The sequence below is a fragment of the Amycolatopsis sp. NPDC051716 genome (assembly GCF_040681595.1).
In the GTDB taxonomy this organism is placed as follows: Bacteria; Actinomycetota; Actinomycetes; order Mycobacteriales; family Pseudonocardiaceae; genus Amycolatopsis.
The window spans coordinates 111,709-138,158 of sequence record NZ_JBFAZA010000016.1 but is presented as its reverse complement, the minus strand read 5'-3'; the positions used below and the strand labels follow the sequence as shown (position 1 = coordinate 138,158).

Annotated in this window: 23 protein-coding genes; 13 read left to right on the top strand and 10 right to left on the bottom strand. The window is 72.5% G+C overall.

The features are described from left to right. The first annotated feature begins 93 nt into the window (after nucleotides 1-93). The 4 genes from AB0M30_RS23225 (at nucleotide 94) to AB0M30_RS23210 (ending at nucleotide 6,457) form a co-directional block, all read left to right on the top strand. Nucleotides 94-1,461: an RICIN domain-containing protein gene (locus AB0M30_RS23225; protein WP_364586911.1), complete on the top strand. Its 1,368-nt coding sequence runs from the start codon at nucleotides 94-96 to the stop codon at nucleotides 1,459-1,461. A 4-nt stretch (nucleotides 1,462-1,465) separates the two neighbouring features. Next, nucleotides 1,466-2,494, top strand: a complete 1,029-nt coding sequence (locus AB0M30_RS23220) for a LacI family DNA-binding transcriptional regulator (protein ID WP_103337731.1) — start codon at nucleotides 1,466-1,468, stop codon at nucleotides 2,492-2,494. Between the two features lie 41 nt (nucleotides 2,495-2,535). Beyond that, complete coding sequence (locus AB0M30_RS23215) at nucleotides 2,536-3,978, top strand: arabinofuranosidase catalytic domain-containing protein (RefSeq protein ID WP_364586907.1); 1,443 nt, start codon at nucleotides 2,536-2,538, stop codon at nucleotides 3,976-3,978. Nucleotides 3,979-4,612: 634 nt separating this feature from the next. After that, nucleotides 4,613-6,457: an RICIN domain-containing protein gene (locus AB0M30_RS23210; protein ID WP_364586904.1), complete on the top strand. Its 1,845-nt coding sequence runs from the start codon at nucleotides 4,613-4,615 to the stop codon at nucleotides 6,455-6,457. 22 nt (nucleotides 6,458-6,479) lie between these two features. On the opposite strand, the gene AB0M30_RS23205 is transcribed toward AB0M30_RS23210, so the two are convergent. Continuing rightward, on the bottom strand, nucleotides 6,480-7,661 hold the full coding sequence (locus tag AB0M30_RS23205; RefSeq protein WP_364586901.1) for an oxygenase MpaB family protein: 1,182 nt from the start codon (nucleotides 7,659-7,661) through the stop codon (nucleotides 6,480-6,482). Nucleotides 7,662-7,830: 169 nt separating this feature from the next. Here AB0M30_RS23205 and AB0M30_RS23200 point away from each other — a divergent pair, with 169 nt between their 5' ends. Genes AB0M30_RS23200 through AB0M30_RS23190 form a run of 3 tightly spaced genes read left to right on the top strand, consistent with a single transcriptional unit; the run spans nucleotide 7,831 to nucleotide 10,356 of the window. After that, entirely contained in the window at nucleotides 7,831-8,988 is a 1,158-nt protein-coding gene (locus tag AB0M30_RS23200; protein WP_364587086.1) for a helix-turn-helix domain-containing protein, read from the top strand. A gap of 49 nt (nucleotides 8,989-9,037) precedes the next feature. Continuing rightward, nucleotides 9,038-9,556, top strand: a complete 519-nt coding sequence (locus AB0M30_RS23195) for a SigE family RNA polymerase sigma factor (protein WP_364586899.1) — start codon at nucleotides 9,038-9,040, stop codon at nucleotides 9,554-9,556. Beyond that, nucleotides 9,553-10,356, top strand: coding sequence for a hypothetical protein (locus AB0M30_RS23190; protein WP_364586896.1), 804 nt, complete (start codon nucleotides 9,553-9,555; stop codon nucleotides 10,354-10,356). The genes AB0M30_RS23195 and AB0M30_RS23190 overlap by 4 nt, the downstream gene beginning before the upstream one ends. A gap of 7 nt (nucleotides 10,357-10,363) precedes the next feature. Here the strand turns inward: AB0M30_RS23190 and AB0M30_RS23185 are convergent, their stop codons facing one another. Together AB0M30_RS23185 and AB0M30_RS23180 are read right to left on the bottom strand one after the other, a co-directional pair. After that, nucleotides 10,364-11,329 carry a hypothetical protein gene (locus tag AB0M30_RS23185; protein ID WP_364586893.1) on the bottom strand — a complete coding sequence of 322 codons (966 nt, stop codon included), beginning with the start codon at nucleotides 11,327-11,329 and terminating at the stop codon, nucleotides 10,364-10,366. A 58-nt stretch (nucleotides 11,330-11,387) separates the two neighbouring features. Continuing rightward, on the bottom strand, nucleotides 11,388-11,828 hold the full coding sequence (locus AB0M30_RS23180; protein ID WP_364586890.1) for a hypothetical protein: 441 nt from the start codon (nucleotides 11,826-11,828) through the stop codon (nucleotides 11,388-11,390). Between the two features lie 102 nt (nucleotides 11,829-11,930). Between AB0M30_RS23180 and AB0M30_RS23175 the strand changes: the two genes are divergently transcribed. Then, nucleotides 11,931-12,503: a hypothetical protein gene (locus tag AB0M30_RS23175; RefSeq protein ID WP_364586887.1), complete on the top strand. Its 573-nt coding sequence runs from the start codon at nucleotides 11,931-11,933 to the stop codon at nucleotides 12,501-12,503. 60 nt (nucleotides 12,504-12,563) lie between these two features. Here AB0M30_RS23175 and AB0M30_RS23170 read toward each other — a convergent pair whose 3' ends face one another. From AB0M30_RS23170 to AB0M30_RS23155, 4 genes are read right to left on the bottom strand one after another with little or no spacing between them, the layout of a single operon-like run. Then, the gene (locus AB0M30_RS23170; protein ID WP_364586884.1) at nucleotides 12,564-13,562 is read right to left on the bottom strand and encodes an SDR family oxidoreductase; all 999 of its coding nucleotides are present in this window, start codon (nucleotides 13,560-13,562) and stop codon (nucleotides 12,564-12,566) included. Continuing rightward, nucleotides 13,559-13,870 carry a hypothetical protein gene (locus tag AB0M30_RS23165; RefSeq protein ID WP_364586881.1) on the bottom strand — a complete coding sequence of 104 codons (312 nt, stop codon included), beginning with the start codon at nucleotides 13,868-13,870 and terminating at the stop codon, nucleotides 13,559-13,561. Before AB0M30_RS23165 ends, AB0M30_RS23170 begins: the two co-directional genes overlap by 4 nt. After that, nucleotides 13,867-15,660, bottom strand: coding sequence for a thiamine pyrophosphate-requiring protein (locus AB0M30_RS23160; RefSeq protein WP_364586878.1), 1,794 nt, complete (start codon nucleotides 15,658-15,660; stop codon nucleotides 13,867-13,869). Before AB0M30_RS23160 ends, AB0M30_RS23165 begins: the two co-directional genes overlap by 4 nt. Next, on the bottom strand, nucleotides 15,641-15,997 hold the full coding sequence (locus tag AB0M30_RS23155) for a DUF6292 family protein (RefSeq protein ID WP_364586875.1): 357 nt from the start codon (nucleotides 15,995-15,997) through the stop codon (nucleotides 15,641-15,643). The genes AB0M30_RS23160 and AB0M30_RS23155 overlap by 20 nt, the downstream gene beginning before the upstream one ends. Nucleotides 15,998-16,076: 79 nt before the next feature. Here AB0M30_RS23155 and AB0M30_RS23150 point away from each other — a divergent pair, with 79 nt between their 5' ends. Next, nucleotides 16,077-16,553: a MarR family transcriptional regulator gene (locus tag AB0M30_RS23150; protein ID WP_364586872.1), complete on the top strand. Its 477-nt coding sequence runs from the start codon at nucleotides 16,077-16,079 to the stop codon at nucleotides 16,551-16,553. 126 nt (nucleotides 16,554-16,679) lie between these two features. Here the strand turns inward: AB0M30_RS23150 and AB0M30_RS23145 are convergent, their stop codons facing one another. Further along, a complete protein-coding gene (locus AB0M30_RS23145) occupies nucleotides 16,680-17,936 on the bottom strand; it encodes a low temperature requirement protein A (protein WP_364586869.1) in 1,257 nt (418 codons plus the stop codon). 353 nt (nucleotides 17,937-18,289) lie between these two features. Here AB0M30_RS23145 and AB0M30_RS23140 point away from each other — a divergent pair, with 353 nt between their 5' ends. Genes AB0M30_RS23140 through AB0M30_RS23125 form a run of 4 tightly spaced genes read left to right on the top strand, consistent with a single transcriptional unit; the run spans nucleotide 18,290 to nucleotide 22,896 of the window. Continuing rightward, the gene (locus AB0M30_RS23140) at nucleotides 18,290-21,259 is read left to right on the top strand and encodes an ATP-binding protein (RefSeq protein ID WP_364586866.1); all 2,970 of its coding nucleotides are present in this window, start codon (nucleotides 18,290-18,292) and stop codon (nucleotides 21,257-21,259) included. Beyond that, a complete protein-coding gene (locus tag AB0M30_RS23135; protein ID WP_103335741.1) occupies nucleotides 21,256-21,741 on the top strand; it encodes a roadblock/LC7 domain-containing protein in 486 nt (161 codons plus the stop codon). Before AB0M30_RS23140 ends, AB0M30_RS23135 begins: the two co-directional genes overlap by 4 nt. After that, nucleotides 21,738-22,118 (top strand): DUF742 domain-containing protein, encoded by a 381-nt coding sequence (locus tag AB0M30_RS23130; RefSeq protein WP_364586863.1) that lies wholly within the window; start codon nucleotides 21,738-21,740, stop codon nucleotides 22,116-22,118. Before AB0M30_RS23135 ends, AB0M30_RS23130 begins: the two co-directional genes overlap by 4 nt. A 13-nt stretch (nucleotides 22,119-22,131) precedes the next feature. Then, nucleotides 22,132-22,896, top strand: coding sequence for an MHYT domain-containing protein (locus tag AB0M30_RS23125; RefSeq protein WP_364586860.1), 765 nt, complete (start codon nucleotides 22,132-22,134; stop codon nucleotides 22,894-22,896). Nucleotides 22,897-22,938: 42 nt separating this feature from the next. Here the strand turns inward: AB0M30_RS23125 and AB0M30_RS23120 are convergent, their stop codons facing one another. Continuing rightward, nucleotides 22,939-25,335, bottom strand: coding sequence for a hypothetical protein (locus AB0M30_RS23120; RefSeq protein ID WP_364586857.1), 2,397 nt, complete (start codon nucleotides 25,333-25,335; stop codon nucleotides 22,939-22,941). Nucleotides 25,336-25,615: 280 nt separating this feature from the next. Further along, a complete protein-coding gene (locus tag AB0M30_RS23115; RefSeq protein WP_364586854.1) occupies nucleotides 25,616-26,314 on the bottom strand; it encodes a GntR family transcriptional regulator in 699 nt (232 codons plus the stop codon). Nucleotides 26,315-26,450: the final 136 nt, after the last annotated feature.

Sequence of the window (26,450 nt, the reverse complement as noted above, 5' to 3'; positions counted from 1 at the left end):
GCTGAACATTCCATTGTGGACTTATACGCTCCCGGGATCTTCCCCGGCCCGGGAGGCCGACGACGACGTCCGTAGACAGAGGGAGCCCCCGTGATGGTGAAGAGATCCTTGTTCGCCTCCGCCGTGATCGGAGCCGTGCTCGCCTTGCTGGGGGGCGGGACAGCGCAGGCCGCCCCGGCCACCGTGGCGGCCCCGGCTACCGCGGCCGCCGGCACCGCGGGGTGCGGGAAGGCGCCCGGGCTGGCGAGCGGCAACCACACGATCTCCAGCGGCGGCCAGAACCGCAGCTACATCCTGCGGGTCCCGGCCAACTACGACAACAACCACTCCTACCGGTTGTTCGTCGGCCTGCACTGGCGGGGCGGAACGATGAACGACGTCGACTCGGGCGGGACCGACGGCTACAACTGGTCCTACTACGGGCTTCGCCGGCTGGCCGACAGCTCGGGCAACAACACGATCTTCGTGGCCCCGCAGGGCAACGGCAACGGCTGGGCCAACCCCGGCGGCCAGGACGTCACCTTCATCGACGACCTGCTGAAGCAGCTCGAGGGCGCCCTGTGCGTCGACACTTCGCAGGTCTTCGCCGGCGGCTTCAGCTACGGCGCCGCGATGAGCTACGCGCTCGCCTGCGCCCGGCCGACGGTCTTCCGCGCGGTCGCCGTCTACTCCGGCGCGAACCTCAGCGGCTGCAGCGGCGGCACCCAGCCCGTCGCCTACATCGGGATGCACGGCATCAACGACAACGTCCTGCCCATCGCTTCCGGCCGTCAGCTGCGTGACCAGTTCGTGCGGAACAACGGCTGCACCCCGCAGAACCCGCCGGAGCCCTCGAGCGGCAGCCACACCCACATCGTCACCGCCTACTCCGGTTGCCGGGCCGGCTACCCGGTCGTCTGGGGCGCCTTCGACGGCGGGCACGACCCGGGCCCGCGGGACGGCTGCAGCTGCAGCGGCTGGCAGACCTGGACCTCCGGCGAGGTGTGGAAGTTCATCACGCAGTTCGACTCCTCCACCCAGCCGCCGAACCCGCCCGTCCAGACCGGCGTGAACTACAAGCTGGTGGCCCAGCACAGCAGCAAGCTCGTCGGGATCACCGGCGCCTCGACGGCGGCCGGCGCGCTCATCGAGCAGGAGTCGGCCAACGGCGGGCTCGGCCAGCAGTTCGACTTCGTCGATTCCGGTGACGGCTACTACCGGGTCCGGGCGCGCAACAGCGGCCTGGTGCTCCAGGCGGCGAACGCGAACACCGGCGCGGACATCAGCCAGCAGGCCGACACCAACGCCACCGCCCAGCAGTGGCGGGTCGTCGACCAGGGCAGCGGCGCGGTGAGCCTGGTCAACCGGATGAGCGGCCTGGCGCTGGACGTCTGGGGAGTCTCGACCGCCGACGGCGCGCGGATCTCCCAGTGGACGTTCACCGGGAACCCCAACCAGCGGTTCCAGCTCCAGCGCGCCTGAGCCCGTGTCCATCGTCGAACCGTCGGGGTTCCGGCCCACCCTGGCCGACGTCGCGCGGGCGGCCGGGGTGTCCATCGCCACGGCCTCCCGCGTGCTCAACGGCTTCCCGCGGGTGAGCCCGGAACGCCGCAAGCAGGTGGAATCCGCGATGCTGGCGCTGGGCTACGCCCGGCAGCGGGCGGCGAAGGCGAGCAGCGCGCGGCACACCGGCTCGATCGCCCTGGTGGTCTGCGAGGAAGTGCCGCGGTTGTTCACCGACCCGTACTTCCCGCGGATCGCCGCGGGGGTCGGGCGGGAGCTGACCGCGGTGGGGGTGCAGCTCGTGCTGCTCACCGTGCCGGCCACCGACGACTACCAGTCGCCGGTGGTGCGGTACCTCGACGGCGGGCACGTCGACGGCGCGCTCGTCGTCGGCATGCACGGCCGCCGCCCGCTCGACCTGGACTGGCTCGGCATCCCGGTGGTGTTCGGCGGCCGGCCGGTCCAGGCCGGCCGCACGGGCCGGCTGCCGTACGTCGACGCCGACAACCAGGGCGGGGCGCGGCTGGCGACCCAGCGGCTGCTCGACGGCGGCCGCCAGGTCGTGGCGACCGTCGCCGGGCCGCAGGACATGACCGCGGGCGCCGACCGGCTGCTCGGCTACCGGCAGGCGATGACCCGGGCCGGCCGGTACGACGAGAGCCTCGTCGTGTGCGGCGACTTCGGGCAGGCCTCCGGCGAGTACGCGGCGGCCCGGCTGCTCAGCCGCCGTCCGGACGTCGACGGGATCTTCGCGGCCTCGGACATGATGGCGGTCGGGGCGTTGCGCGCGCTCCGCCGCGCGGGCCGGAAGGTGCCCGAGGACGTCGCCCTCGTCGGGTTCGACGACCTGCCGATCAGCTGCTGGACGGACCCCCCGCTCACCACCGTGCGCCAGCCGGTCGAGGAGATGGGCGCCCGGATGACCGCCGAACTGCTGGCGATGATCGACGGCGCGGCCCCGCGCCGGAGCACGGTGCTCGACACCGAGCTGGTGCCGCGCAAGTCGGCGTGACGCCGCCGTCCACTCCAGGACGGCCGACCCGAGGAGGATTCGTGCGCGTGTTCGTGGTGGTGGCCGCGATGGTGGTGACGGCGCTGGCCGGGGCGATACCCGCTTCGGCCGCGCCGGCGCCCCTGGTGAGCGCGGCGTCGGGACGGTGCCTGAACGTCAAGGGCGGCACCGACACCCAGGGAGCGACGCTGGAGATCCAGGACTGCACCGGCGCGGCCGGGCAGGCCTACGAGTTCACCGCGGCGGGCGAGCTGCGGACGATGAACGGCACGCGCTGCGTGGACGCCTCCGGCAACGGGACCTCGCCCGGCACGGCCGCCATCATCTGGTCGTGCCACGGCGGGGCGAACCAGCAGTGGCGGCAGAACGCCGACGGCACGATCAGCGGCGTCCAGTCGGGGCTGTGCCCGGACGTGACCGGCGCCGGCACGGCTAACGGCACCGCGGTCGTCCTGTGGACCTGCCACGGCGGCAGCAACCAGCAGTGGACCGGCGGGACGACCCCGCCGCCCCCGTCCGGCACGGCGCCGTGCGACATCTACGCGTCCGGCGGCACGCCGTGCGTCGCCGCGCACAGCACGGCCCGCGCGCTCTACGGCACCTACGCCGGCAACCTGTACCAGGTCCGGCGCTCGTCCGACAACACGACCCGCAACATCGGCGTCCGGGCGGCGGGCGGCACCGCCGACGCGGTCGCCCAGGATTCCTTCTGCACCGGCACATCCTGCGTGATCACCGTGGTCTACGACCAGTCCGGACGCGGGAACGACCTGTGGTACCAGGGCTCGACCGTGGTCCCGGGGTCCAACCAGAGCAGTCCGGCGAAGGCCACGTCGGAGTCGCTCACGGTCGGCGGCGCGAAGGCGTACTCGCTGTACATCAACCCCGGCAACAGCTACTGGCGCGACGGCCACACGACCGGGGTACCGACCGGCAGCGCTCCCGAGGGCATGTACATGGTGACCAGCGGGACCCACGTCAACAGCGGCTGCTGCTTCGACTACGGCAACAGCGAAACGACCCGGAAGGCCGACGCGGCCGGCGCGATGGACGCGATCAACTTCGGCACGGAGTGCTGGTTCGGCGGCTGCCAGGGCTCGGGCCCGTGGGTCCAGGCCGATCTCGAGTGGGGGCTGTACCCCGGCGGCAGCCAGCAGTGGAACCCGAACCAGCGCGCGCTGCCGAGCAAGTTCGTCACCGCGATGCTGAAGAACAACGGCACGTCCCGCTTCGCGCTCAAGGGCAGCAACGCCCAGTCGGGCAGCCTCACGACGATGTGGGACGGCGGCCTCCCCGGCGGCTACAGCCCGATGAAGAAGCAGGGCGCGATCATCCTGGGCAGCGGCGGCGACTGCTGCAAGCCCGGCGGTGGGGCGAACCTGAGCGCGGGGACGTTCTACGAAGGTGCGATGGTCGCGGGCTACCCCTCGGACGCGACCGAGAACGCGGTGCAGGCGAACGTGGTGGCCGCCGGCTACCGGTAAAGCCGCTGGAGCGGACGAAAGGGGCTTTCCCCGCGGCTTGGCGACGCGGGGAAAGCCCCTTTTGGTGATCACGACCCCGAAGCTTCAGGTCCGAGCCGACGCGACCCCGCCCGGGCCTCCTCGCCCAGACCTCCCCGCCGAGGCCTCCCCGCGCAGACCGTTCCACCAGACCTTCCTGCCCCGGCCTCCCCGCGCAGACCGTTCCACCAGGCCTCCTCGCCCCGGCCTCCCCGCGCAGACCGTTCCACCAGGCCTCCCCACCCCGGCCTCTCTGCCCAGACCTCCTCCCCTCCCGGCGGGGGCCAGACCCCCCCGGCCCCCCACCCAGACCTCCCCCCGCCACCCCGATCCGAAGCCCGCACGCGGACGGTGGTGCCGGGTCAAGGCACGCTTTCCCGCCTTGACGCGGCGCTACCGTCCGTCGTCACAATCCGGCTTCGGGGTGGTGGGTCACCGAAAGCTTCGGGCGGCGGGTGCACCGCACTGGACCACACCATGGCCAGACCGCCACCGAACCGGTTCGCCTCCATTTGGCCGATTGTCGCTGATTTCCCTGCGGCGTAAGTTCCTCACTGGTCGAACCGGTTCGATGACCGGGTCGTCCCCCGCACGTCCACCGCCAAAGGAGTCGTCTGTGGACCTCTCGCGTCAGCGGCCCCGCGCTCGCCGTGGCCTGGCCGCCCTCCTGATCACCGGCGCACTGACCGGTGCCTCCGCCGTGGCCCTTCCCGCGCCGGCCCAGGCCGCGGACGAGTCGGTCTCGGTCGACTTCTCCGCCGTCGGCGGCTCGCCCACGTACCGGGCTTCCGGGTGGATCTACGGCATGACCGAGAACGCGGCGGGGCCGCCCGACCACTTCTACCGGGACGTGAACTTCCAGGCGATGCGGGCCGGGGGAGCGCAGCTCGACAGCCCGGGCGGCTGGGTGTCGGGCAAGTACGACCGGCGGTGGAACGCCACCCGCGCCCAGCTGCTGCGCACCCGGTCGCTCGGCGGGCAGTTCGTCCTGCTCGTGCACGACCTCTGGGGCGCCGACGGCTACCCGATTTCCCGGTTCCCCGGCGACAACGGCGACTGGACCGACTACGACAACTTCCTCACCCGCCTGATCGGCGACGTCCGGGCGACGGGTGCCCCGGTGGAGTGGGACATCTGGAACGAGCCCAACATCTCGCTGTTCTGGAACCGGCCGCAGAGCCAGTACTTCGCCATGTGGCAGCGCGCCTACCAGCGCATCCGGGCGGCCTTCCCGGCGCAGTCGATCGTCGGCCCCAGCCTCGCCGGGGTCCCGTCGACCTCGGGGAGCTGGTGGACGCAGTACCTCGACTTCGTCCGCAGCTCCAACACCGTGCCGGACATCGTCAGCTGGCACTCGCTGCCGGGTGACCCGGTGGCGAACGTCGCCGCGGCCGACGCGTCACTCGGCTCGCGCGGCATCCCGCACCCGAAGCCCTACCAGATCAACGAATACGGGGCGTCGAACGAGCAGAACCCCGGCGACGGCGCCTGGTACATCGCCCGGCTCGAACGCGCCGGCGCCGACGGGCTGCGCGCCAACTGGGCCAGCGGCGGCAACCTGCACAACGACCTCGGCAACCTGCTCGTCCGCAATTCCGCGGGCCGGTACCAGCCCAAGGGCGAGTGGTGGGCCTACCGCTTCTACGCCTCGCAGACCGGCCAGCTCGTGGCCACCAAACCCAGCCCGGGCTACGACCCGTTCGCCACGAAAGCGGCCGGGGTGGCGAGGATCCTGGTCGGCGGCGGTGGCACGACCGGGAACGTCGCGGTCGCCCTGCAGCGGCTGGACACCACCTCCGGTGTGGTCCAGAACAACCAGGTGCGGGTGATCGTCCAGCGGATCCCGTACAACGGCGGGGCCGCGGTCCAGAGCCCGGTCACCATCCAGGACTCCGTGGCCACGGTTTCCGGCAACGCCCTGACCGTGAACCTGCCGCACACCACGGTCGACGACGCGTTGAGCATCACCCTGCTGCCGCCGTCGGACAGCGGTTTCCAGACCGTCGCCGTCGCCCAGCATTCCCAGCAGTGCCTGGACAACACCGACCTGGGCACCGCCGACGGCAACCGGCAGCAGCAGGACGTCTGCGACGGCGGAGCCCAGCAACAGTGGAACTTCCGGCCGGTGGCCGGCGCCGCGGGCACGTACACGGTCGTCAACCAGCAGAGCGGCAAGTGCCTCGAAGTCGCCGGTGCCTCGGCCGCCGACGGTACCGCCGTCCAGCAGCGCACCTGCACCGACGGCGCGACGAACCAGCAGTTCTCGCCGCGGCGGGTCACCTACGGCGGCAACGACTCCCACGACTACCAGCTCGTCGCCCGGCACAGCGGCAAGTGCGTCGACGTCAACGGCGTTTCCACCGCCGCGCGCGCCCAGGTGATCCAGTGGACGTGCAAGCCGGTCACCCAGAACAGCCCGCTCAACCAGACCTGGCGGCTGTGGGGCCGGGGACCGGCCTGACCCCGGCGGGCCCGGCGCTTTTTCAGGCGCCGGGCCGGTTTCCGGTGGGGATCGTGATGGGCGTGCTCGTCGAAGACGTGCCCTTGTTGAGGAACAGCATGGCGAGCGCGCGGATGAACTGGTCGAAGAGGTAGAAGCCCGCCGGGGCGATGGGCAGCAAGCCCTCCCGGAAGGCGATGTACGCGGGCCACCCGGTGCGGACCAGGGTGGCTGCCGCGTAGTCGCGCGGCAGGCCGAGCCAGTCGCCGACTTCGTTGCTGAGCACGTACCGCACGAACTCGTTGAGGAAGCCGCGGGTGACGCCCAGGTCGATCTGGGCGGTCAGGCCGAGCAGGTCCGCGGCCAGTTCCTTGCCTTCGGGCGTCGGGGCGAGCAGCGGCGTGAGCACCTGGGCCGACTGCGTGTCCGCCTCGGCCCACGTCTTCGGGATGAACTCGTCCCGGACGCCGAGCAGGTGGATGGCGACCTGCCACTGGTGCAGGAAGGCGTCCTCGTCCGCGGCGGACATCGGGACGTGCCACTCCTTGAGCTTCCGGTGCACGAAGGTGCCGAGGCTGTGGAAGGTGACCAGGATGTCGCCGTTGCTGATCGGCACCCGCTCGTCGGCGACCGCCCGCCAGTGCGACGACTGCGGCAGCAGGTGGCGCACGGCGGCGTGCACCAGGCGCGTCTTGTTGGCCGTGACCACGAACTGGCCCGAGGGCTCGAACGCGTGCGCCTCGCTCAGGTCGTAGCCGAAGGTGAACGTCTTGGCCGCACGGTCCTGCATGTCGGCACCCCCGGCGGACCAGTAGACCGACCGGGCCTCCCGCGGGATCACCGTGCTCATGATGCCGCTGCCCAGGCCGTAGAGCATGAACAAGTAGGTGTCCTTGCGCCGGTTGAAGTCCGCGGCGCGGCGCAGCTTGGCCGGGTCGGCCCAGGACGGCAGCCGGTTGGCGCCCTGGAGCCACGCGGCGACGTCGGCGGGCAGGCCGGTGGGCAGCGGGTCGGCGTTGTCCACCCACGACCGCAGGGCGGTGTTGACCGCGGGGACCCCGCCGGTGTCGAGGACGCCCGCCATCAGGCGGTCCACTTCGTCGTCCCAGACCCACCAGGGGTCGGTCGCGGTCGTCGACGCCCAGGCCGGGACGACGCTCGCCGCGCCCACCAGGCCCAGCGCCACGCCGAGTGAAAGGGCGTTCCTCCTGCTGAGATTGCTCATTTACTTACCTAGCTTCCTTGGTAGGCAGTAGCCGGTCAGACTGGGTATGAGCGGTGCTTGAGAGGAGATTCCTCATTAACATAAAAGGTGACTCGCGGGTCGGCAAGACCTCGCCAGCCTGTGGTTGACTGACACGCATGGCCCCGCGCACTTCGTCCTGGTGGCCGCGGTGACCGCCGAGCCGGCCGCGGCCGTCCGGCCCCGCAACCGGCGGCAGCTCATCGTCGAGGCGGGCGCCGCGGTGTTCAGCGAGCGCGGCTACCACGCGGCGTCCATGGAGGAGATCGCGGCGCGCGTGGGCATCACCGCGGCCGCCCTGTACCGGCACTTCCCGAACAAGTACGCGCTCTTCGCCGAGTGTGCGAACGTCATGGCGGACCGGCTCGTCGCCGCGCTCGCCGAGGTGGCCCCGGACGCGCCCCTCGCGGAGATCTTCGCCGCCGTCACCGGTGTCACCGTCGCCCACCGGGAGACCGGGGGCGTGTACCGGTGGGAGGCCCGGTACCTCGAGCGCGAAGACCGCCGGCTGCTTGCCGGGAAGTTCGCGCACGTCGTCGAGCGCGTGGCGGCGGCGGTGCGGCGCGAGCACCCGTGGCCCGGCGAGCACCTGCGGGCCGTGGCGGCGCTGGGGGCCATCGGGTCGGTCACGACGCACCACAACTCGATCGGCCGGCGCCGGGTCGGGGACCTGCTGCGGGCCGCGGCGGGCCGGGTGGCCGCCACCGGCCCCGCCGCGGCGCACGCGCCCTTCGTCGAGATCCCCGCGCCGCCGGTGCCCCGGACCCGGCGGTCGGAGATCCTCGCGGCCGCCGTCCCGCTGTTCGAACGGGACGGGTTCGCCACCGTGACGAACGGCCGGATCGCCGAGGCGGTCGGCCTGGTGCCGTCCGCGCTCTACCGGTACTTCCCGGGCAAGGCCGACATCCTGGCGGCGGCCTGCCTGCAAGCCGCGGCGCTGCTGGCCCAGGCCGTCGAGCACAACCTGCGCGGGACGACCGATCCGCACGGCGCCCTGAGCGCCCTGACGGCGACGTACGTGGCCTACAGCTTCGAGCACAGTGCCCTCAACAGCGTGGCCAACGCGGAAATCGCCGGCTTGCCCGACGCCCTGCGCCGCCCGCTGGTCGCCGCGCAGCGCGAGCACATCGCCGTGTGGGAGCAGCACCTGGGCGAAGCCCGCCCGGAACTCGATGCCCGCCAGGCCCGGGTGCTGGTGCACGCGGGCTTCGGTGTGGTGGTCGAGGCCGGCCGCCGGCTGCGGTGGGCGGACAGCCCCGAACACCGGGCCGCGGTGGCCGCGCTGCTCGTGAGCGCCCTCGGGCTGTGATCTCCGGCCGGCTGACAACTTTCCGCCCCGCGAGCACATCTATTCCGGTGTGAAGCAGACAGAGGACGCCGAGACCGGCCGCGACGCGGAGTTCCGCGAGTTCGTGCGCAGCCGGGCGACACCGCTGCACCAGAGTGCGTACCTGCTCTGCGGTGACCGGCACCTGGCCGACGACGTCGTCCAGGACACGCTGGTCAAGGCCTACCAGCACTGGCGGCGGGTGCGGCAGGCCGACAGCCCGGACGCCTACGTCCGGCGCATCCTGCTCAACGAGGTGCGCGGGCGCTGGCGGCGGCGGGAGCGCTCGGTGCCGGTCGCGGAGTTCGCCGACGAACCCGCCGTGGCCGATCCCTCCGACGACGTGGTCCGGCGCGACGGGCTCCGGCAGGCGCTGCTGACGCTGCCGCTGCGGCAGCGCGCGACGGTGGTGCTGCGCTACCTGGAGGGCCTGTCCGAGCGGGAGACGGCGGCGGTGCTCGGCTGCTCGACGGGCACCGTGAAGAGCCAGAGCTCCCGGGCGCTGGCCGCTCTCAAATCCTTCTTCGACCGGACGGGGACCAAGCTGTGAACACCGAACAGGAGAACCGGCTCCGCGAAGACCTCCGGCGGGCCGTCGACGGCGAAACCTTCCGGACCGACCCCGACGTCGTCCTCGGGCGGGCCCGCCGGGCGCGGCGGCGCACCCTGGTCGCCCGCGGTGCGGCCGGGACCGGCGTGCTGGCGGTGGTGGCGGCCACGCTCATCGCAGGCCACCCCGGTGACGCCCCGGAAGTCCGCACCGCGGCCTACGTCGTCGAGCGGGTTTCGGCAGCCTTGGACGGCGGCCCGGGGTACGTCTACCGGATCGTCGACCACGACGAGGGCACGGTCTGGTACCAGGACCAGGTCACGATGAGCCAGTACTGGGTCTACGGCACCGGCGGCACCCGGATCGAGGCGTGGGACAGCTCGCCGGTGATCGACCACGCCGCGCACCTGCTGGACACGACGGTGAACCACCAGGACCGCACTTACTCCACAGAGGACACGAAGCTGCCCGGTCACGTGGCGGGCGAGCTGCCGCCGAAGACGAACTTCGTCGACCGGATCAAGAGGTCGATCAGCGGGCAGGAGATCGTCGGGTCGGGCGAGTACCAGGGGCACCGGGTGCTCAAGCTCGGTTACGCCGCGGGGGAGCTGTGGGTCGATGCCACCACGTACCTGCCGGTGTACCGGATCACGACGGACGCGGACGGCCGCAGGACGACCAGCGACCTCGCGTTCCTGCCGCGGACGCCCGATCTGGTGCAGACGGTCAACACCCCGCGGGTCCCGGCCGGGTTCACCAAGGTCGCGGAGGCGAACACCGGCCCGGGCCACGGCGGCTGAGGGCGCGTCAGCCGCAGGGCAGCGTCCCCGTGCGCAGGGCGTGGCCGCCGTCGTTGCCGTCGTCGGACCACACGACGGCGCGGCGCCCGGCGGCGCAGGCCGGGGCGATCGCGAACCCTTCGTTGTTGTAGTCCGGCATCTTCGCCGGCCGCGCGTAGGTCGCGGTCACGGTGAACTCGCCGCCGGAGAGCTTCAGCGTCGCCGACTTGCCGGAGCAGGTGTCGTCGCAGACCGACCAGAGGCTGCCGGTCGCCGGGTCGAACTCCAGCTCCATCACCTTCGGGAAGCCGGCCGGGAAGGACGCCACCCGGGTGAAACCGCCGCCGGCCGTCTCCAGGGCGTAGGCGTAGATCCGCCCTTCGTCTTCGAGGCCGAGGAAGTAGAGGCCGGTCCCGTGGCCGGGGTAGGCCGCCGGGTCGTAGAGCGCCTTGGTGTGGTCGTCGCGGAAGCCGCCGGCGGTCAGGAAGGCGTCCGGGATCCAGGTGATGCCTTCGAAACCGCCGTTGTCGCCGACGGCGGGCAGGTCGTCGGTGAGATCCCAGTCCGCGGTGGCGTCGAGCTCGCTCGCGGTCGATGCGGTGTCGTACCGCAGCACTTTCAGCAGGCTGCCGTCGCCGTCGTTGTCGCGCTCGGTCGCGGCGAACAGGCCGTCGGGTGTGACGACGACGCCTTCGGCGTCCGGGTCGCCGCTGCCGTCCCGGTAGCGCAGCCGCTTGCCGGCCGGCCAGCCGTCGGCGGGGCGCCAGCCGCTGCCCGAGCGGACGAGCCGGTGGAGGGTGCCCGGGCCGTTCTTGACGGCCCACAGCACATCGGGCCCGTCGAAGGAAAGCCCGCTGACGTTGTCGCCGAGCACCCCGGCGGGATTGGCGACGGCGACGGCGGGATCGCCGGGCCACTTCTGCGTGGTGGCGGCTTGCGCGCTGCCGGTGGGCGCGCAGAGCAGGACAGCGGCGAGGTAGAGGAGAAAACGCACGTCGTGCTCCCGGGTTCGAAGGGGCAACGCGGCGTTGCTTCGGACTGTACCGAGCCGATCACCTCGCGGGCAACCTCGTCTCGCACCGCACTTGCGGCGCGGCCTCGGTCCCGGAGGCCACGCAGTCGACGACCCGGCCGGGCGCGGGAACGGGGTAGCTGAAGACGATCGGCGCGTCGGAGTCCGGCCCGGCCGAGAACTTGACGACCGTGGCCTTCCGGTTTCCGTTGCCGTGCAGGGTTTTCGAGTAGTACGTGGTGTGCGGCCCGATGGCGGTGGTGATGCCGTCGCCGCCGTCGTCGAGTTCGTGCACGTTGAGCACGTAGTCCCCGGTGGTGTACTTGCCTTCGTTCTCGTGCCCGGCATCGGCCGGGGCCGAGCTGGTGATTTCGGGCGAGACGGGATCGGCGGCGGTGGCGATGACGGTCGCCCCGACGGCGACCACCGCGGCCCCGGCCACGGCCGCGGTGACGACGACTCGCTTGGCGGTGAACTTCATGGTCCCCTCCTCCCCGCCTGACGATCAAGCTAGGGGAGGGCGGGGGCAGGTCACCTCGGCCGAAGGGGCGGTTCGGCCGCCGTGGGCTCGTCCTTTCGGCCGATGTCCGGCGGCACCGGCCGGATCGCGGTGACCGGGCGGCGAATCGGCGTTAACCTGCGTGCGGGCGAGAGGGGCCGCATGCGGGGTTGCTGCTGCTGGGTGCTGCTGTTCTTCGTCTCGAGCGCCGTCGGGCTTCCCCTCGCGACGGGAGACTGGCGGAGCGGGTTCTGGGCGTTCCTGATCGCGCCCGTCCTGGCGTGGGCGGCCTACTTCTCCATGCTGGACCTGATGGCCCGCCGCCGGTTCCGCCGGTACTTCGCGCTCGCCGACCGGATCGGCGCCCGCGACGGCCAGGTCATCCGGGAGCTGAGGAATAAGTACTACGTCATCGCCTTCCATCCCGAGGTGACCGTGCAGACCCTGCGCCCCGGCACCGAAGCCGAAGTGCGCGAGAAGCTCCGCGGGGCTGCTCTCGAGGCGGGCTACGGGTTCGCCCCTCGCGACCGGTTTCGCCTCGAGAGCGAGGCATTCACCGTCTCGCTCAGGATCCAGGTGTTCGGGCCGGGCGGCCACCCCCTGGTGCACGTTCCCGAGGGGTACGTGATGACGGAAGTCTCGGTCGAAGAGGGGTGAGGGCGTCCAGCCGGCCAAGCTCCGGCGCGCCCGCGATGGTGACCGGCCGGCTGAGCCCGGTCACGACCTTGCCCGCCGCCACACCGCCAGCGCCGTCGCGGCCAGCGCACCGCCGGCCGCGGCGACCACGCCGTGGTGCCGGCTCGCCCACAGCTGCCCGCTCCTCGGCGTCGCCTTGTCGTCGAACTGGCCGTGCGCACCGAAATCCCGCGCGCGATCCGCGGGCGACCACAGGTTCTCCGGCTGGTCCGACGGCTTCGTGGCTCCTGTCTGCTGCGACCGGTAGCCGGTCCGGGCGAGGTACCGATCGAGGACGCCCGGCGCGACAGCGTTCGCGATGAGCGTGCCGACCGTGCTCCCGCCGACCCAGTACTCGCGACGACGCGGGTGATCGGCCGCGTGCAACACCGCGCGCGCCGCCACCTCCGGCTGGTAGATCGGGGGCACCGGCTGGGCCTGGTTCGGCAGCTTGGACCGCACCCAGGAGAACTGCGGCGTGTTCACCGCCGGCATCTGCACCATCGTCGTGCGGACGTGGCTGCCGTCGTGCAGCAGCTCGCAGCGCAAGGCTTCGTTGAACCCCTGGATCGCGTGCTTCGCACCGCAATACGCGCTCTGCAACGGGATTCCGCGGTACGCCAGCGCCGAGCCGACCTGTACGATCGTGCCGCGATCGCGCGGCTTCATCCGGCGCAGGGCGGCCATCGTGCCGTGGACGTAGCCGAGGTAGCTCACGTCGGTGACGCGGCGGAACTCGGCCGGCTCGATCTCGGCGAACGGCGCGAACACCGACGTGAACGCCACGTTCACCCACACGTCGATCGGGCCGAGTTCCCGCTCGACCCGGGAAGCGGCGGCGTCGACCTGGTCGAAGTCGGCGACGTCGGTGGGGATGGCGAGCGCCGTCCCCCCGCTTCGGGTGACGTCTTCCGCGGCGGCTTCGAGGCCTTCCTTCCCGCGTGCCAGCAGGGCGACCCGGGCCTGCCGGGCCCCGAACGCCCGCGCCACGGCGCGGCCGATACCGCCACTGGCTCCGGTCACGACGACGACCTGGTTCATGCTTGCCTCCGTTCTCCGGTACGGGCCGCGCGGGCCCAGGCGGCCGCGACCACCGCGTTCGCCAGCGCCGCGGTCCGCCACCGCGGCGACACCACGGCCAGTCCGAGCATGCTGGCGCTGTGCGCCGCGTCGAGCGTCCAGCCCCGGCGGGCCATCAGGCCGTTCGGCCGCCGCAGGACGGCCGCGGCTTGGGCGAGGTGCCGGATCCCCAGCGCCAGCGCCACTTTCCGCGGGATCGGCAGGGAACGCGAGGCGAGCACGATCCCGCCGCCCCACACCGCGCGCGCCGCCGCGACCCCGCGCGTCACCGGTTCTTCCCGGGCAGGAACTCCTGCAGCTTCGTCTTGACCCCCTGCGCCACGAGGTGGAACGCGTCGGGGTCGCCCTTCAGCACCGCCTGAGCGGCCGACTTCACCTGCTCGAAGGTGGCGTGCGGCGGGATCGGCGGCACGTCCGGGTCGCAGCGGACGTCCAGCACCGCCGGCTTGCCCGCGGTGAGCACCGTGTCCCAGGCCGAAGCGAGCTGGTCCGGCTTGTCGACCGTGACGGCGGCGAGGCCGAGGGACAGGGCGAAGCCCGCGTAGTCGACGTCCGGCAGGGTCTGGGACTCCTCGAACTTGGGCGCGCCGCCCATCGCGCGCAGCTCCCAGGTGACCTGGTTGAGGTCGTTGTTGTGGAAGACGCAGATCACGCAGCGCGGATCGCTCCACAGCGTGTGGTAGCGCGCGATGGTGATCAGCTCGGCGAGGCCGTTCATCTGCATGGCGCCGTCGCCGACGAGGGCGATCACCGGCCGGTCGGGGTGGGCGAACTTGGCGCCGATGGCGTACGGCACGGCCGGCCCCATCGTGGCCAGGGTGCCCGACAGCGACCCGCGGATGTCGCCGCGGATGCGGAGGTTGCGGGCGTACCAGTTGGTGGAGGAGCCGGAGTCCGCGGTGACGATGGCGTTCTCCGGGATCCGCTTCGACAGCTCGGACACGATCGCCATCGGGTTCACCGGGTCGGCGTCGACGGCGGCTTCCTTCTCGACGGTCTCCCACCAGGAGGCGACGTTCTTTTCGATCGTCTCGCGCCACGCCCGGTCCGGCTTGCTCGTCAGCTTCGGCAGGAGTGCGCGCAGCGTGGCCGCGCTGTCGCCGACGAGGTTGACCTCGGTCGGGTACCGCATCCCGATCAGCCGGCCGTCCAGGTCGATCTGCACGGCCCGCGCCTGGCCGAAGTCCGGCAGGAACTGGCTGTACGGGAAGTTCGAGCCGACGATCAGCAGCGTGTCGCAGTCGCGCATCAGCTCGTAGCTCGGGCGGGTGCCGAGCAGCCCGATCGAGCCGGTCACCCACGGCAGGTCGTCGGGTAGGACATCCTTGCCCAGCAACGCCTTCGCCACGCCCGCACCGGTGATCCCGGCGACCTCGCGGACCTCCTCGGCCGCGCCGCGGGCGCCCTGCCCGACCAGGATGGCGACCTTCTCGCCGGCGTTGAGCACCTCGGCCGCCGCGTCGATGTCGGCCTCGGCCGGCACCGGCCGCGACCACGCCGTGCCCGGCGGGCTGGAGGGCACCTGCTTGAACGCGTGCTGCGGCGGCGAGTACGCCTCCTCCTGCAGGTCCGCGGGGATGATCAGGGCGGTCGGGCAGCGGGACGACTCGGCCGTCCGGATCGCCCGGTCGAGCGCGTTCGGCAGCTGCTCGGGGACGTTGACCTCGACGAGGTACTCGCTCGCGACGTCCTTGAAGAGCGCCTGCAGGTCGATTTCCTGCTGGTAGCTGCCGCCCATCGCGCTGCGCGCGGTCTGCCCGACGATCGCGACCACCGGCACGTGGTCGAGCTTCGCGTCGTAGAGCCCGTTGAGCAGGTGGATCGCGCCCGGGCCGGAAGTCGCCATGCAGACGCCGACCTTGCCGCTGAACTTCGCGTAGCCGACGGCCGAGAAGGCGGCCATCTCCTCGTGCCGGGCCTGCACGAATCGGGGCTGGTTGTCCGCTTTGCCGAACGAGGCGACGAGCCCGTTGATGCCGTCGCCCGGATAGGCGAAGACCTGGTCCACGCCCCACTCGCGCAGGCGCTGGAGCAGGTAGTCACCGACTGTCTGGCTCATGAGTACTCCCTTTGGCGTGCGGTGCCGCTTCGGTGAGCGCCTCGTGGACCCGGCGGGCCACCACCGCGGGCCGGGGCCGCGCCGGTTCGGGCCACCGGACCAGGACCGCGGGCTCTTCCGCGCCGTCCGGTTCCACGGCCAGGCACCACCCGTCGCCGTCGGTCCACGACAGCATCAGGAACCGGTCCGCGTGCCGGTCGGCCAGCGCGATGTAGGCGGTGGACGGGCTGCCGGGTTCGCTCCACGACGCGGCCGGTTCGACGCGCAGCAGCTCGGCGACGGTCTCGACGTAGTCGCGCAGGGCCATGGCCTCGACGTGCCCGGGATCCGGTTTCACCGGCGCGGACGCCTCCTTTCGTGGTCCCGTCGGCGCTCACGGAATCGCTGTACCCGCTTTCGGCGGCTATCATGCTTGCGTGACGCAAACGTGGCAGGAGCACGACGGCGCCGACGCGGCGTTGGCGGCGTTGCGGGCGATGGTGCTGATCGCCGACTCGACCGTCGAGCGGAACACCGGGCAGCTGACGCTGACCCAGTTCCGCGCGCTGCGCGTGGTGGTCGGCCGGACCCCGGTCACCATGGGCCGGGTGGCGCGCGAGCTGGCGATGAACCCGTCGTCGGTCACCCGGGCGTGTGATCGGCTGGTCGCGCTGAACCTGCTGGAAAAAGCCCCGAACCCGCTGAACCGGCGCGAAACGCTGCTCGCGCCGACCGGACCGGGGCGCCAGCTCGTGGACCGCGTCGACCGGGATCGCCGCCGGGTGCTGACGGGCGTCCTGAGCCGCCTTGACCCCCCGGCGCGGGCGGCCGCGATCGTCGCGTTCGAGCGGTTCGCCGGAGCGGTCGAAGCGGATGAATCGGATGCGCGCTCACTTTTGCGTCGCGCAAACTAAACCGGGCGAAACGCCGTTTGGCCGCGGGAATCGCGGGTACCCGCGCGCCGGCGAACCCGGCGAGGCGAGCTGGGGCACCCGCCCGCGGTGCGTCGACCCGCGGGACACCCCGGTCGCCTGCTTTCGTCAGCCGCCGGACTCGCTGTCCTTGTCGTCCCCGCCGGGCCGGTGCTGGTCGGCGACCTGCCGCAAGAACGCCACCGGGTCTTCACCGAGGCTGGTGAGGCTCCGGTGGCGGATCACCGCCGTCACCGCGGCCGTTCCCACCGCCCACACCGCGATCACCAGCACCACCGCCGGGGCCGGCAGCACGCGGTCCAGGAACGCCAGGTTGACCGTCACCGCCAGGGCCGCCACCCGGGCCAGCGCGAAGTACCAGCGGTGCGACCCCGCCGCGAAGACCCTCGTGCCGGCCAGGTACATCGTCAAGCCCGCCGTCGTGAACCACACCGCCGCGCTCGGCGGGGACTCGTGCAGGGACAGATTCACCCCGGCCGCCATCAGCACCAGCGCGAAGGCCGGCATCAGGTGCCCGCCCGCGTACAGCGAATACGCCAGCGCCGGGTTGCCGCCCGAGAACCCGAGCAGGCGCTCGTAGATCTCCACCGCCGAGGAGAAGTACACCCACCACAGCGCCCCCGCCAGGACGAGCCCGCCGGCGAGGGCCAGCCAGTACCCGAGGTCGTCGGCCGGCCGCTCCAGCGCCGCCGTGCCCACCGTGATCACCAGCTCGCCGAGCAGCAGGATCATGAACAGCCCGAACCGCTCGGCGAGGTGCGCCGAGTCGATCGCCAGGTTCGGGTCGCGCGGCGGCGCCAGCATGAGCCGCCACCGGGCTTCGCGCGTGGGCCGCTCGCCGCGCTGCCGTCCGTGACGGTCGCCGAGCAGCAGGAACCCGGCTTCCTGCAGGAGCGCGACCGCCCACAGCGCCCACGAGTGCGGGATGACGGCCGAGACGCCGAACAGGACCGCCGAAACCGTGTAGCCCACGCTGATCCGCCGCTGGTCGATCCCGTCGCGCGGCCACCGGTGCGCGGCCGCCAGGATCAGGCGGACCCCGGCCATCGCCGCGGCGAAGATCGCCGGGTGCCCTTCGAAGACGTGGTGCGCCTGCGTCGCGGCGATCCCGCAGGGGATCGTGCCGGCGAGCACGAACAGCCGGTCGGCGACGCGGCTGTCGTCGCCGCGGCGGTTGTACAGCACGGCGAAGCCGATCCACGTCCACCAGAGCGTCGCGAACAGGCCGAGCGCCGCGGCCGCGCGCGCCCAGTGCGGGTCCGCGACGATGCCGTGCGCCACCTGTCCCACCGCGAACACGAAGACCAGGTCGAAGTACAGCTCGACCCAGCCGACCCGCTTGCCGCCTTCGTCCACATCGGTCACGGGGAATTAATAACACACCGTCCGAACAATGCCGGAATTCGCCCCACCCGTTCCTGTGGGTAATTCTGCCGCCAGTGCGAAGCCGCGTCCCGTTTTGCCGCCTCGGTGGGCTCGGAGCTGCGCGAACACCCTTGAACAGTGTGCAAGCAGCGACCGCCGGAACACAATCCGTGAGACGGGGAAATAATTAGATCTCGGCGTTCCGAAACGCCGCCGGGCAGGGTTGACAAGCACGCAGCGGGTGATGTCTTCTGCTGATCGGCTCGATCAACGCCACGTCTTCCCTGGGGCTCCTCGTCCTGTCCGAGTTCGACATCGGCCGTACCCGCGGCTGGGAATCGAGCGATTCCGCCATGCACGAAAGCAGATCCACGCCCCGCCGCCCGGCGGACGCCGCGTGGTGGCCGGCGCACTGGAGCGTCCGCACCAAGATCAGCGTCGTCCTGCTGCTGCCGGTCCTGGTGGCGGTGGCGCTCGCGGAAGTCCGGATCCAGGGCGAACTCGACCGGGCGACCGCGCTCAGCGCGGCCCGCGACCGGCTGCCGGTGCTGCACGACACGATCGACCTGACCGCCTCGCTGGGCGAGGAAATGGTGGCCGCGGTCGCGGTTCCGGCGGGCGCGCCGGACACGTTGACCGCGGCCGTCGACGCGAAGGTGGCCGCGGTCCAGCGCGACGCCGGTTTCGCGCCGCTGCCGGGCGACACCGGCCGGGCGCTGAACACCGCGCTGGGCAAGCTCGCCGGGATCCGTGCGGCCGGCGCCGGCGGGGGCGACGTCCGCACGAAAGCCGCCGGCTACAACGACATCATCGCCACCCTCGGTGACCTCGTACCCGCCTTCGTTCCGGCCGACGCCGGTGCCGAAACCGCGGCCGGCGCCGAAACCGCCCGGCTGCTGGTGCACCTGCGGGCCGAGCTGGCCACCGAAGAGACCTACGCGCGGGCGGCCCGGAACAGCCCGGACGACGCTTCGCTGCGCCCGGCCGTCGTGCAGACCGCGGCCGAGCAGGAGGTGCTCGGCGAGCAGGCCGAGCACCAGCTCTCCGGGGACCTCCTGGCCCGGTTCAAGGCGGCGACGAGTTCCGCCGAGGCCCGCCTCGACGCCCTGCAGGAGAGCGGGAACAATGCGCCGCTCGCGTCGTTCGCACCCTCGATCACCGCGGAGACGACCGGCGTGACGGCCGTGCTGGACGACGTCGCGGCAAAGCTGGCGGGCGACGTCTCGGCCGCGGCCGACCGGGCCCGCGCGGATTCGCTGCGCGACGCGGCCCTGGTGCTCGGTTCGCTGCTCGGCGCGCTCGCGATCGCGCTGCTGGTGGTGCGCTCGCTGGTCACGCCGGTGCGCCGGCTGCGCGCGGAGGCCCTTCGCGCGGCGAACGAGCAGCTCCCGGAGACGGTCCGGAAGATCCGCGAGGGGCACGACGTCGACTGGCGCGCGGTGCCCGGCAGCGGGGTCCGGACCGACGAGGAGATCGGGCAGCTGGCGCGCGCGTTCGACGACATGCACCGCCAGGCGGTCCGGCTCGCAGTCGAGCAGGCCGAGCTGCGCAAGCAGGTCAGCGAGATGTTCATGACGCTGTCGCGGCGGAGCCAGTCGCTGGTCGAGCAGCAGCTGTCGATCATCGAAGACCTCGAGGCGGGCGAGGACAACCCGCGCCGGCTCGACGAGCTGTTCCGCATCGACCACATCGCGACCCGGCTGCGCCGCAACGGCGAGAACCTGCACGTCCTGGCGGGCGGGCGCCCGGTCCGCCACGGCCGCGAACCGGTGCCGACGCGTGATCTTCTGCGCGCGGCGACGTCGGAGGTCAAGGACTACCGCCGGGTGGCGCTGGGCAACGCGCCGCGCAGTTCGGTCCAGCCCGAGGCGGCGGCGGACGTGGTGCACATCCTCGCCGAGCTGCTGGAGAACGCGACGCGCTTTTCGCCGCCGGAGCACAAGGTGGCGCTGACGGCCGACCGCGGCGCCGACGGCGGGCTGCTCATCGAGGTGGTCGACCAGGGGCTGGGCATGACCCCGGAGGAGCTGGCGACGGTCAACGCCCGGCTGGCGGCGGCCGGCACGGTCGGCCCGGAGACGACCCGACGGATGGGCCTGTTCGTGGTCGGCAGGCTGGCGGCCCTGCACGGCGTGACGGTGCGCTTGCGGGCCACGGGAGCGGCGGGCCGCCACGCGGGGGTGACGGCGAGCGTCCACGTCCCGGGCGCACTGGTCCTGGCGGACCTGGCCCGCCCGATCGGCGCGGGCCGGCGCGGACCGGCGGGCCGCAACGGCCACCCGCGGCCGCCGGTGGCCCCGGAGGTGCCGGCCCAGGCTTCGACGCCGATCTTCGAGCAGGTGGTGACGAGCTGGTTCACCGAGCCGCCGGCCAAACCGGTGGTCCGCCGCAACGGAGCAAAGGAACCGATCCGGTGGCCGGCGGCGGGGGAGCGGCCGGCGGACGCGGAGCCGGAGGAGAACGCCGCGGCCGAGCGTCCCGCCGCCCACCGGGCACCGGCGGACCCGGTGGCCACGGCGGAATCCGCGGCCGACCGGATCGCTTCGGTCGAGGCTGGGTGGGCGAGCCGTGCCGAGACTTCCGCGGCGCGGGGAGCGGATCCGGCGGATTCGGTGGGCTCGGTGGACGAGATCGCTTCGGTCGAGGCGGGCCGCGCGGAAACTTCCGCGGCGCTCCGAGCCGCTCCTGCCGAGCCGGTGGACCGGATCGCCCCGGCGGAGGCTGGGTGGGCGAGCCATGCCGAGACCTCCGCGCCGCAGGGAGTGGTTTCGGCGGAGCCGGGGGATCGGATCGCTTCAGCCGAGGTGGGCCGCGCAGAGGCTTCCGCCGCACATGGAGCCGTTCCGGCGGACCGGATCGCCCCAGCCGAAGCAGGGTGGGCGAGCCGGGCCGAGACTCCCGCGGCCCACCGAGCCGCTCCGGCCGAGCAGACCTCTTTCGCCGAAGCGGCGAGCCGGCCCAGCCGAGCCGAAACCCATGCCGCCGATCCCCACGCCGCCGATCCCACCTTCCGTCCCGCGCCAGCCCCCGTCGGCGATTGGGACACCCCGGCCGATCGCACGCGGCAAGCCGCCGAAAGCGCTCTCAAGCCGCCCGCCGCGCGGAACCTCACCGATGCCGGCCTGCCCACCCGGCGGCCCGGGGCGCAGCTCGCTCCCGGCGCCGTCGTTCCTCGCGCGCGCGAACAGGCCGGCGGGACCTTCCGCGACGCCGCCGCCGTGCGCAGCAGTCTTTCGCGGCACTACCAAGGCATGCGCGCCGCCCGGATGGAAAGCGCCGCGCGTGCCGAACAATCCGGAAAGGACGAAGTGGATCCGCGATGACGGAACTGCACCCCCGGCGCTCCGCCACCCAGCAGGCGGCCCGCTCCCTCAGCGGGACGCTCCCCGCGCCGCCCGAACGGTCCGCGACGCTGAACTGGCTGGTCCACGGGTTCGTCCAGGACGTCTCGGGGGTCGCGCACGCCGTGCTCGTCTCCGCCGACGGCCTGCTCGTGGCGGCCGACGACACCCTGCCCCGGGAACGCGGCGACCAGCTCGCGGCCATCGCGGCCGGCCTGTCCAGCCTGTCCCTCGGCACCGCCGAGCTGTTCACCGCCGGCCGCGTCGTGCAGTCGGTGATCGAGATGGAGCAGGGGTTCCTGCTGCTGATGAGCGTCGGCGACGGCTCGAACCTCGTCGTGCTCGCCTCGACCGGCTGCGACATCGGGCTGGTCGGCTACGAGATGACGATGCTGGTCGAGCGGGTGGGGCAGAAGGTCGACGTGCCCGCGCGCGAGATACCGGTGGCCCAGGACCACCGGTGACCGACGATCCGCCCGGGGACGAGCCGCGCCGCAGCCCGGCGCTGGCCCGCCCCTACGCGTGGACCGAAGGCCGGACCGCCCCGGCCGTCGAAATCGCCGTCGAAGCCCTGGTCGAGACCACCGCCGACGGCCGGGCCGAGGCCGTCTACCAGACGTCGAGCGCGCTGGCGGAGGTCCTCGAGCTGTGCGTCCGGCCGCGGTCGCTGATGGAGATCGCCGCGCTGCTGGCCCTGCCGCTCGGCGTGGTCCGCGTGCTCGTGTCGGACCTGATGCAGGACTACCTGGTGATCGTCCGCGACACGCTGTCGGACACGGCCACCTGGGACGAGCGCCACGACCTGATGGAACGCGTGCTGCACGGGCTGCGCGACCTGTAGAGAGGACTTCGCCATGGAGCATTTCGCGCTGGGGCACTGGCTGCTCGTGCTCGCGTACCTGACGTCGGTGGTCGGCTGCGCGCTCGGGCTGGCGTGCGCGGTCCAAGCCCGCCACGCCGCCGATCCCCGCCACCGCGTGCGGTGGCTGGTGCTGGCCGCCGTTTCGATCGGCGGCGTCGGCATCTGGCTGATGCACTTCGTGGCCATGCTCGGCTTCAGCACCCCGGGCATGCCGGTCCGCTACGACATCTTCCGCACGGTCCTGTCGGCGATCCTGTCGGTGGCGGCGGTGTTCGCGGGGCTCGTGGTGGTGGGCGGCCGCGCGAAGTTCGGCTGGTGGCGCCTGGCCCTCGGCGGTGTCATCACCGGCTTGGCGGTGAATGTCATGCACTACACGGGGATGTCGGCGCTGCGGGTGAAGGGCGACTTCGGCTACGACGGTGGCCTGGTGGCCCTCTCGGTGGTGATCGCGGTGGTGGCGGCGACCGCCGCGCTGTGGTTCGCGGTCTTCCTCGACCGCCTTTCGCTGCGGCTGCTGGCCGGCTTCGTGATGGGCGCGGCGGTGACGGGCATGCACTACACGGGCATGGCGGCGGTCCGGATGACGATGGACCCGAACGCCCCGGACCCGGCGGGCGCGGAGGTGTTCTCCTTCCTGTTCCCGGTCTTCGTGCTGGCGGCGATCGCGATGGCCGTGCCGCTGTGCGCGGTCCTGATGGCGCCGGCGGTCCCGGCGGAGACCGCCGAGACCGTCGTGGAAGACGCCGTCACGGTGTGAGCCGGCCCGCGGAGAACGTCCGCGGGCCGGCATCTCACCTCCTCACAGGCTGCACAGCAGCGAGCAGGCCTTGGCCGACGACCAGTCCGTCGTGGACGGAGGTGTCCCCGGCGGGACGTTCACCGGTACGTAGGTCACCTTCGCCTTGTTGGTGATCGGGAACAGGTTCAGCAGCGCGTACGTGGCGCAGTACACCTGCTTCGTCTGGCCCGCCGCCAGTGCGAACGGCCCCGTCTGGCAGGTCGGCTCCACGGTGTCCACGACCTGCGCGGACGTGATCCCCACCGGACCCTGGTTCGTCACCGTGATCCGCCAGTACGCCGACGCCGCGAGCACCCCGAGCAGGCCCACCGGGGCCTGTTTCGCCCACGGACCGGCGCCGCCCGGGCCGCACTGGGCCGGGTGGATCGCCGTGCAGATCTCCTTCTCCACGGTCACCTTCGGGGTGCACGACGCGCCGGGAGCGACCGGGAGCGTCACCGTGTTGGAGCTGAACGAACCCGTCGAATCCGTGCCCGTCGCCGTGTTCGCCACCGACGTCACCGTGCAGTCCGCCGAGATCGTCGTGCGGAAGCACACCTGGGGTGCGTCGCCCGCGAAGTCGACCACCAGCGAACCGCTGAAGCCCGCCGCGCTGTGCAGCACCAGGGTTGTCGTCACGGTGATCGACGGGTGTGCCGCCACCGAGACGCCGGTGAGGTCGACCGAGCCGTCCGGGGCGAAGCCCGGGGTCGGCACCACCGCACCGTCCTGGTCGACGACCGTCACCCGCGACGCCGCGAAGTCGACGTTCGCCGGGTCGACACCCGTCAGCCGCGCGGACGTGTAGCCCTGGACGTGACTTCCGCCGTCACAGTAGAAGTCACCCGGCCGCAGGGTCACCTGCCCACCGGAGCGGACACACGGCGTGGCCCCGGTGATCGGGTCCATCGAGAACAGCACGCCCGCGTCGCCGAGGCCGATCAGGCAGCCCGACGGCGGGTCGTAGGCGTAGCCGTAATCCCGCGTGGCGCCCCCGTTCACCGAGGGGTGGGTGATCCGCGCGGGCAGCCCCGCGCACGCCGCCCCCGTCGTCCAGTCGTGGCACACCGCCGCGCCCGCGATGCCGCCGTTCCAGACCGGGAGGTAGCTGCGCACGTGGCCGCTCGGGTCGGTGACGACCTCCGGGTTGAACACGTACGTCCCGTTCGGCAGCGCGGCCGCACCCGGCGGCGCGGGCAGCGCCGAGCCGTCGAGGGCGTAGCACGTCGTGACGTTGGTGCCGCCGGTCGTCGACGAGCACACCCCCACCGGGGCACCCGTCGTGCCGAACGCCGTGTAGGCGTTGTAGGTGAAGTTGCCCGCCGGTCCGGTCGGCCGCCAGGACGCCCAGCCGGCGCAGGCCGTGGCCGTCGCCGGGTCGAAACAGCCCAGCGACGGCACCTGTGCCGTGCCGGGGTTCGACGACGACGCGAACACCTTGCCCGCCACGACGTCCAGCGCGCCGTAGACGTACGAGTTGCCGCTGATGGGCGGCGCGATCGGCGCGTACGGCTGGCCGCCGCAGGCGCTCTGCGTCGCGATGGTCCAGCAGGTCACCGCGCCGCTGCTGACCAGCCCGTACACGTTGCCGCCGGTTTCCACGAACCCGGTGATGCCGGTCACCGCGGGCGATCCGCCGATGGCGGCCAGCGACCAGTACCCGCAGTTGGCCGAGGCGGCCATGTCGAGGCAGGCGACGCCGACGGAAGCCGCCGTCACGGCGGGGTAGTAGACCTTCGCGGGCGCCGCGGGGTCGCGGACGTACTGCTCGACCATGGTGGTGGCGATGTCCCCGGCCCCCAGCGTGCCGAGCGGGCCGGGCGCGGTGTTGAGCACCTTCGGCCACGGGCCGCCCGGGCACCGCGTGCCGGTGGCGAGCTCGGTGCAGACCACCTTCGGCGACGTGGCCCCCAGGTGGTGGTAGATGTTCCAGGCCTGCAGCGAGCCGCTCGGCGTGCGGTACAGGATCGGCGAGAAGCCGTCGCCGCCGGTCGCGGTGGTGACCGCCTGCACGGGCGGGGTGAGGGCGCCGGTCAGCTGGGTCGCGTCGGGCCCGACGGCCGGGTTCGACGCGCGGACGGCGGCGACACCGGACCCGGGTTCGGCGCCGGTGAACGTGCTGCCGTCGGTGGACCACTCCGGCGTCCAGCCGGGCGGGACGTGCAGCGAGCCGGACTGGTAGGCCTGGCCGGCGCCGACGGCGTCGGTGATGGTGGCGGCGCCGGTCGTGGTCGCGTGGTCTTCGTAGCCGACGACCCAGTTCGCGGTCGCGCCGTGGGCGGCCGGGGAACCGGTGCCCTGCACGGACTTCGTCAGCGCCGAGACCGCCGGGGCGGGGTCGGCGGCCGCGGGCAGTGGGACGACGACGGCCGTCGCGAGCGCCAGGGGCAGGACCGCCCCCAGCATGCGTCTTCGCATGGTTGGTCCTCGATTCCGGAAAGGGGTGAAATGCGTCAGGAAACGTTTTCCTGGCCGAAGGAAAATCCTATGCCGCTTCGGCAGTGCGGTTGAAGCACTCTCACCCGGGCGCCGAAAAAGCGATGCGAACAGCGCAATTGCTGGGCCGTATGCCGTGGTGGGCACCTGCCGTGACGAGGGAGTTTCGGCGTGGTTGTCACCCGAACGCCGTCCGGCGTTCACTCGTTCGGGTAACGAGGGTGGGCTAAGAAACCGCGTTTTCCTGCGGGTCGAAGATTTATTAACCGGATTCGGCGTCGAAGCGGAGTTTCGACGTGATGCGGTAACGGTCGCCGCGGTAGACCGAGCGGGTCAGCTCGACTATCCGGCCCGTGGTGTCCCGGGTGAGCCGTTCGATGTGCAGGATCGGGGCGTACACCGCGATTTCGAGGAGCTCGGCCTGGCCGGGGTCGGTGACCGCCGGCTCGATCGTCTGCACCGCGTCCTGCACGGCGATGCCGAAGCGTTCCCGCAGCAGCCGGTAGAAGTTGCCCGCCTCCAGGTCGGCCGGGCGCAGGCCGGGGACCAGGGAAGCGGGCAGCGCCAGGCCTTCGATCGCGATCGGTTCGTCGTCGACGTACCGGACGCGGGTGACGCGCAGCACCGGCGCGCCCGGCTCGAGTTCCAGCTCCCCGGCCAGGGACCGCGGGGCGGGGGAGACCGCGAACGCGACCACCCGGCTGGTCCAGTGGCCTTCCGCCGGCGGCACCGCGAGCCCGGTCGCCAGTTCCTGGGTGACCTTGTGCGGGCTGGTGAACGTGCCCCGGCCGCGCTGGCGCACCAGCAGCCCGGTGCGGGTCAGCTCGTCGATGGCGGCCCGGACGGTCGGGCGCGAGACGCCCAGCTCCGCGGCCAGGTCCCGTTCGGAGGCGAGCCCGGTGCCGGGGCCGGCGTTCTCGATCACCTTCAGCAGGTGCCGCCGGACGCGGTCGCGCTTCACGGTGGGCGGCGGGTCGCCGGCTCGGGGCGGAGCCGCGGATGGCCCGGCTTCGTTTCGGGGGCTCCGGGTGGCGGAGCCCCCGCCTTGGGGCGAGGCTCCGGATGGCCCGGCTTCTGTTCGGGGATTCCGGATGGCG

Bases quoted from the DNA above. Each gene is read 5' to 3' on its own strand.
- AB0M30_RS23225 (WP_364586911.1), top strand. From the start codon at position 94: ATGGTGAAGAGATCCTTGTTCGCCTCCGCCGTGATCGGAGCCGTGCTC.
- AB0M30_RS23205 (WP_364586901.1), bottom strand. From the start codon at position 7,661: ATGAGCAATCTCAGCAGGAGGAACGCCCTTTCACTCGGCGTGGCGCTG.
- AB0M30_RS23180 (WP_364586890.1), bottom strand. From the start codon at position 11,828: ATGAAGTTCACCGCCAAGCGAGTCGTCGTCACCGCGGCCGTGGCCGGG.
- AB0M30_RS23175 (WP_364586887.1), top strand. From the start codon at position 11,931: ATGTCCGGCGGCACCGGCCGGATCGCGGTGACCGGGCGGCGAATCGGC.
- AB0M30_RS23170 (WP_364586884.1), bottom strand. From the start codon at position 13,562: ATGAACCAGGTCGTCGTCGTGACCGGAGCCAGTGGCGGTATCGGCCGC.
- AB0M30_RS23160 (WP_364586878.1), bottom strand. From the start codon at position 15,660: ATGAGCCAGACAGTCGGTGACTACCTGCTCCAGCGCCTGCGCGAGTGG.
- AB0M30_RS23140 (WP_364586866.1), top strand. From the start codon at position 18,290: ATGCACGAAAGCAGATCCACGCCCCGCCGCCCGGCGGACGCCGCGTGG.
- AB0M30_RS23135 (WP_103335741.1), top strand. From the start codon at position 21,256: ATGACGGAACTGCACCCCCGGCGCTCCGCCACCCAGCAGGCGGCCCGC.
- AB0M30_RS23125 (WP_364586860.1), top strand. From the start codon at position 22,132: ATGGAGCATTTCGCGCTGGGGCACTGGCTGCTCGTGCTCGCGTACCTG.
- AB0M30_RS23120 (WP_364586857.1), bottom strand. From the start codon at position 25,335: ATGCGAAGACGCATGCTGGGGGCGGTCCTGCCCCTGGCGCTCGCGACG.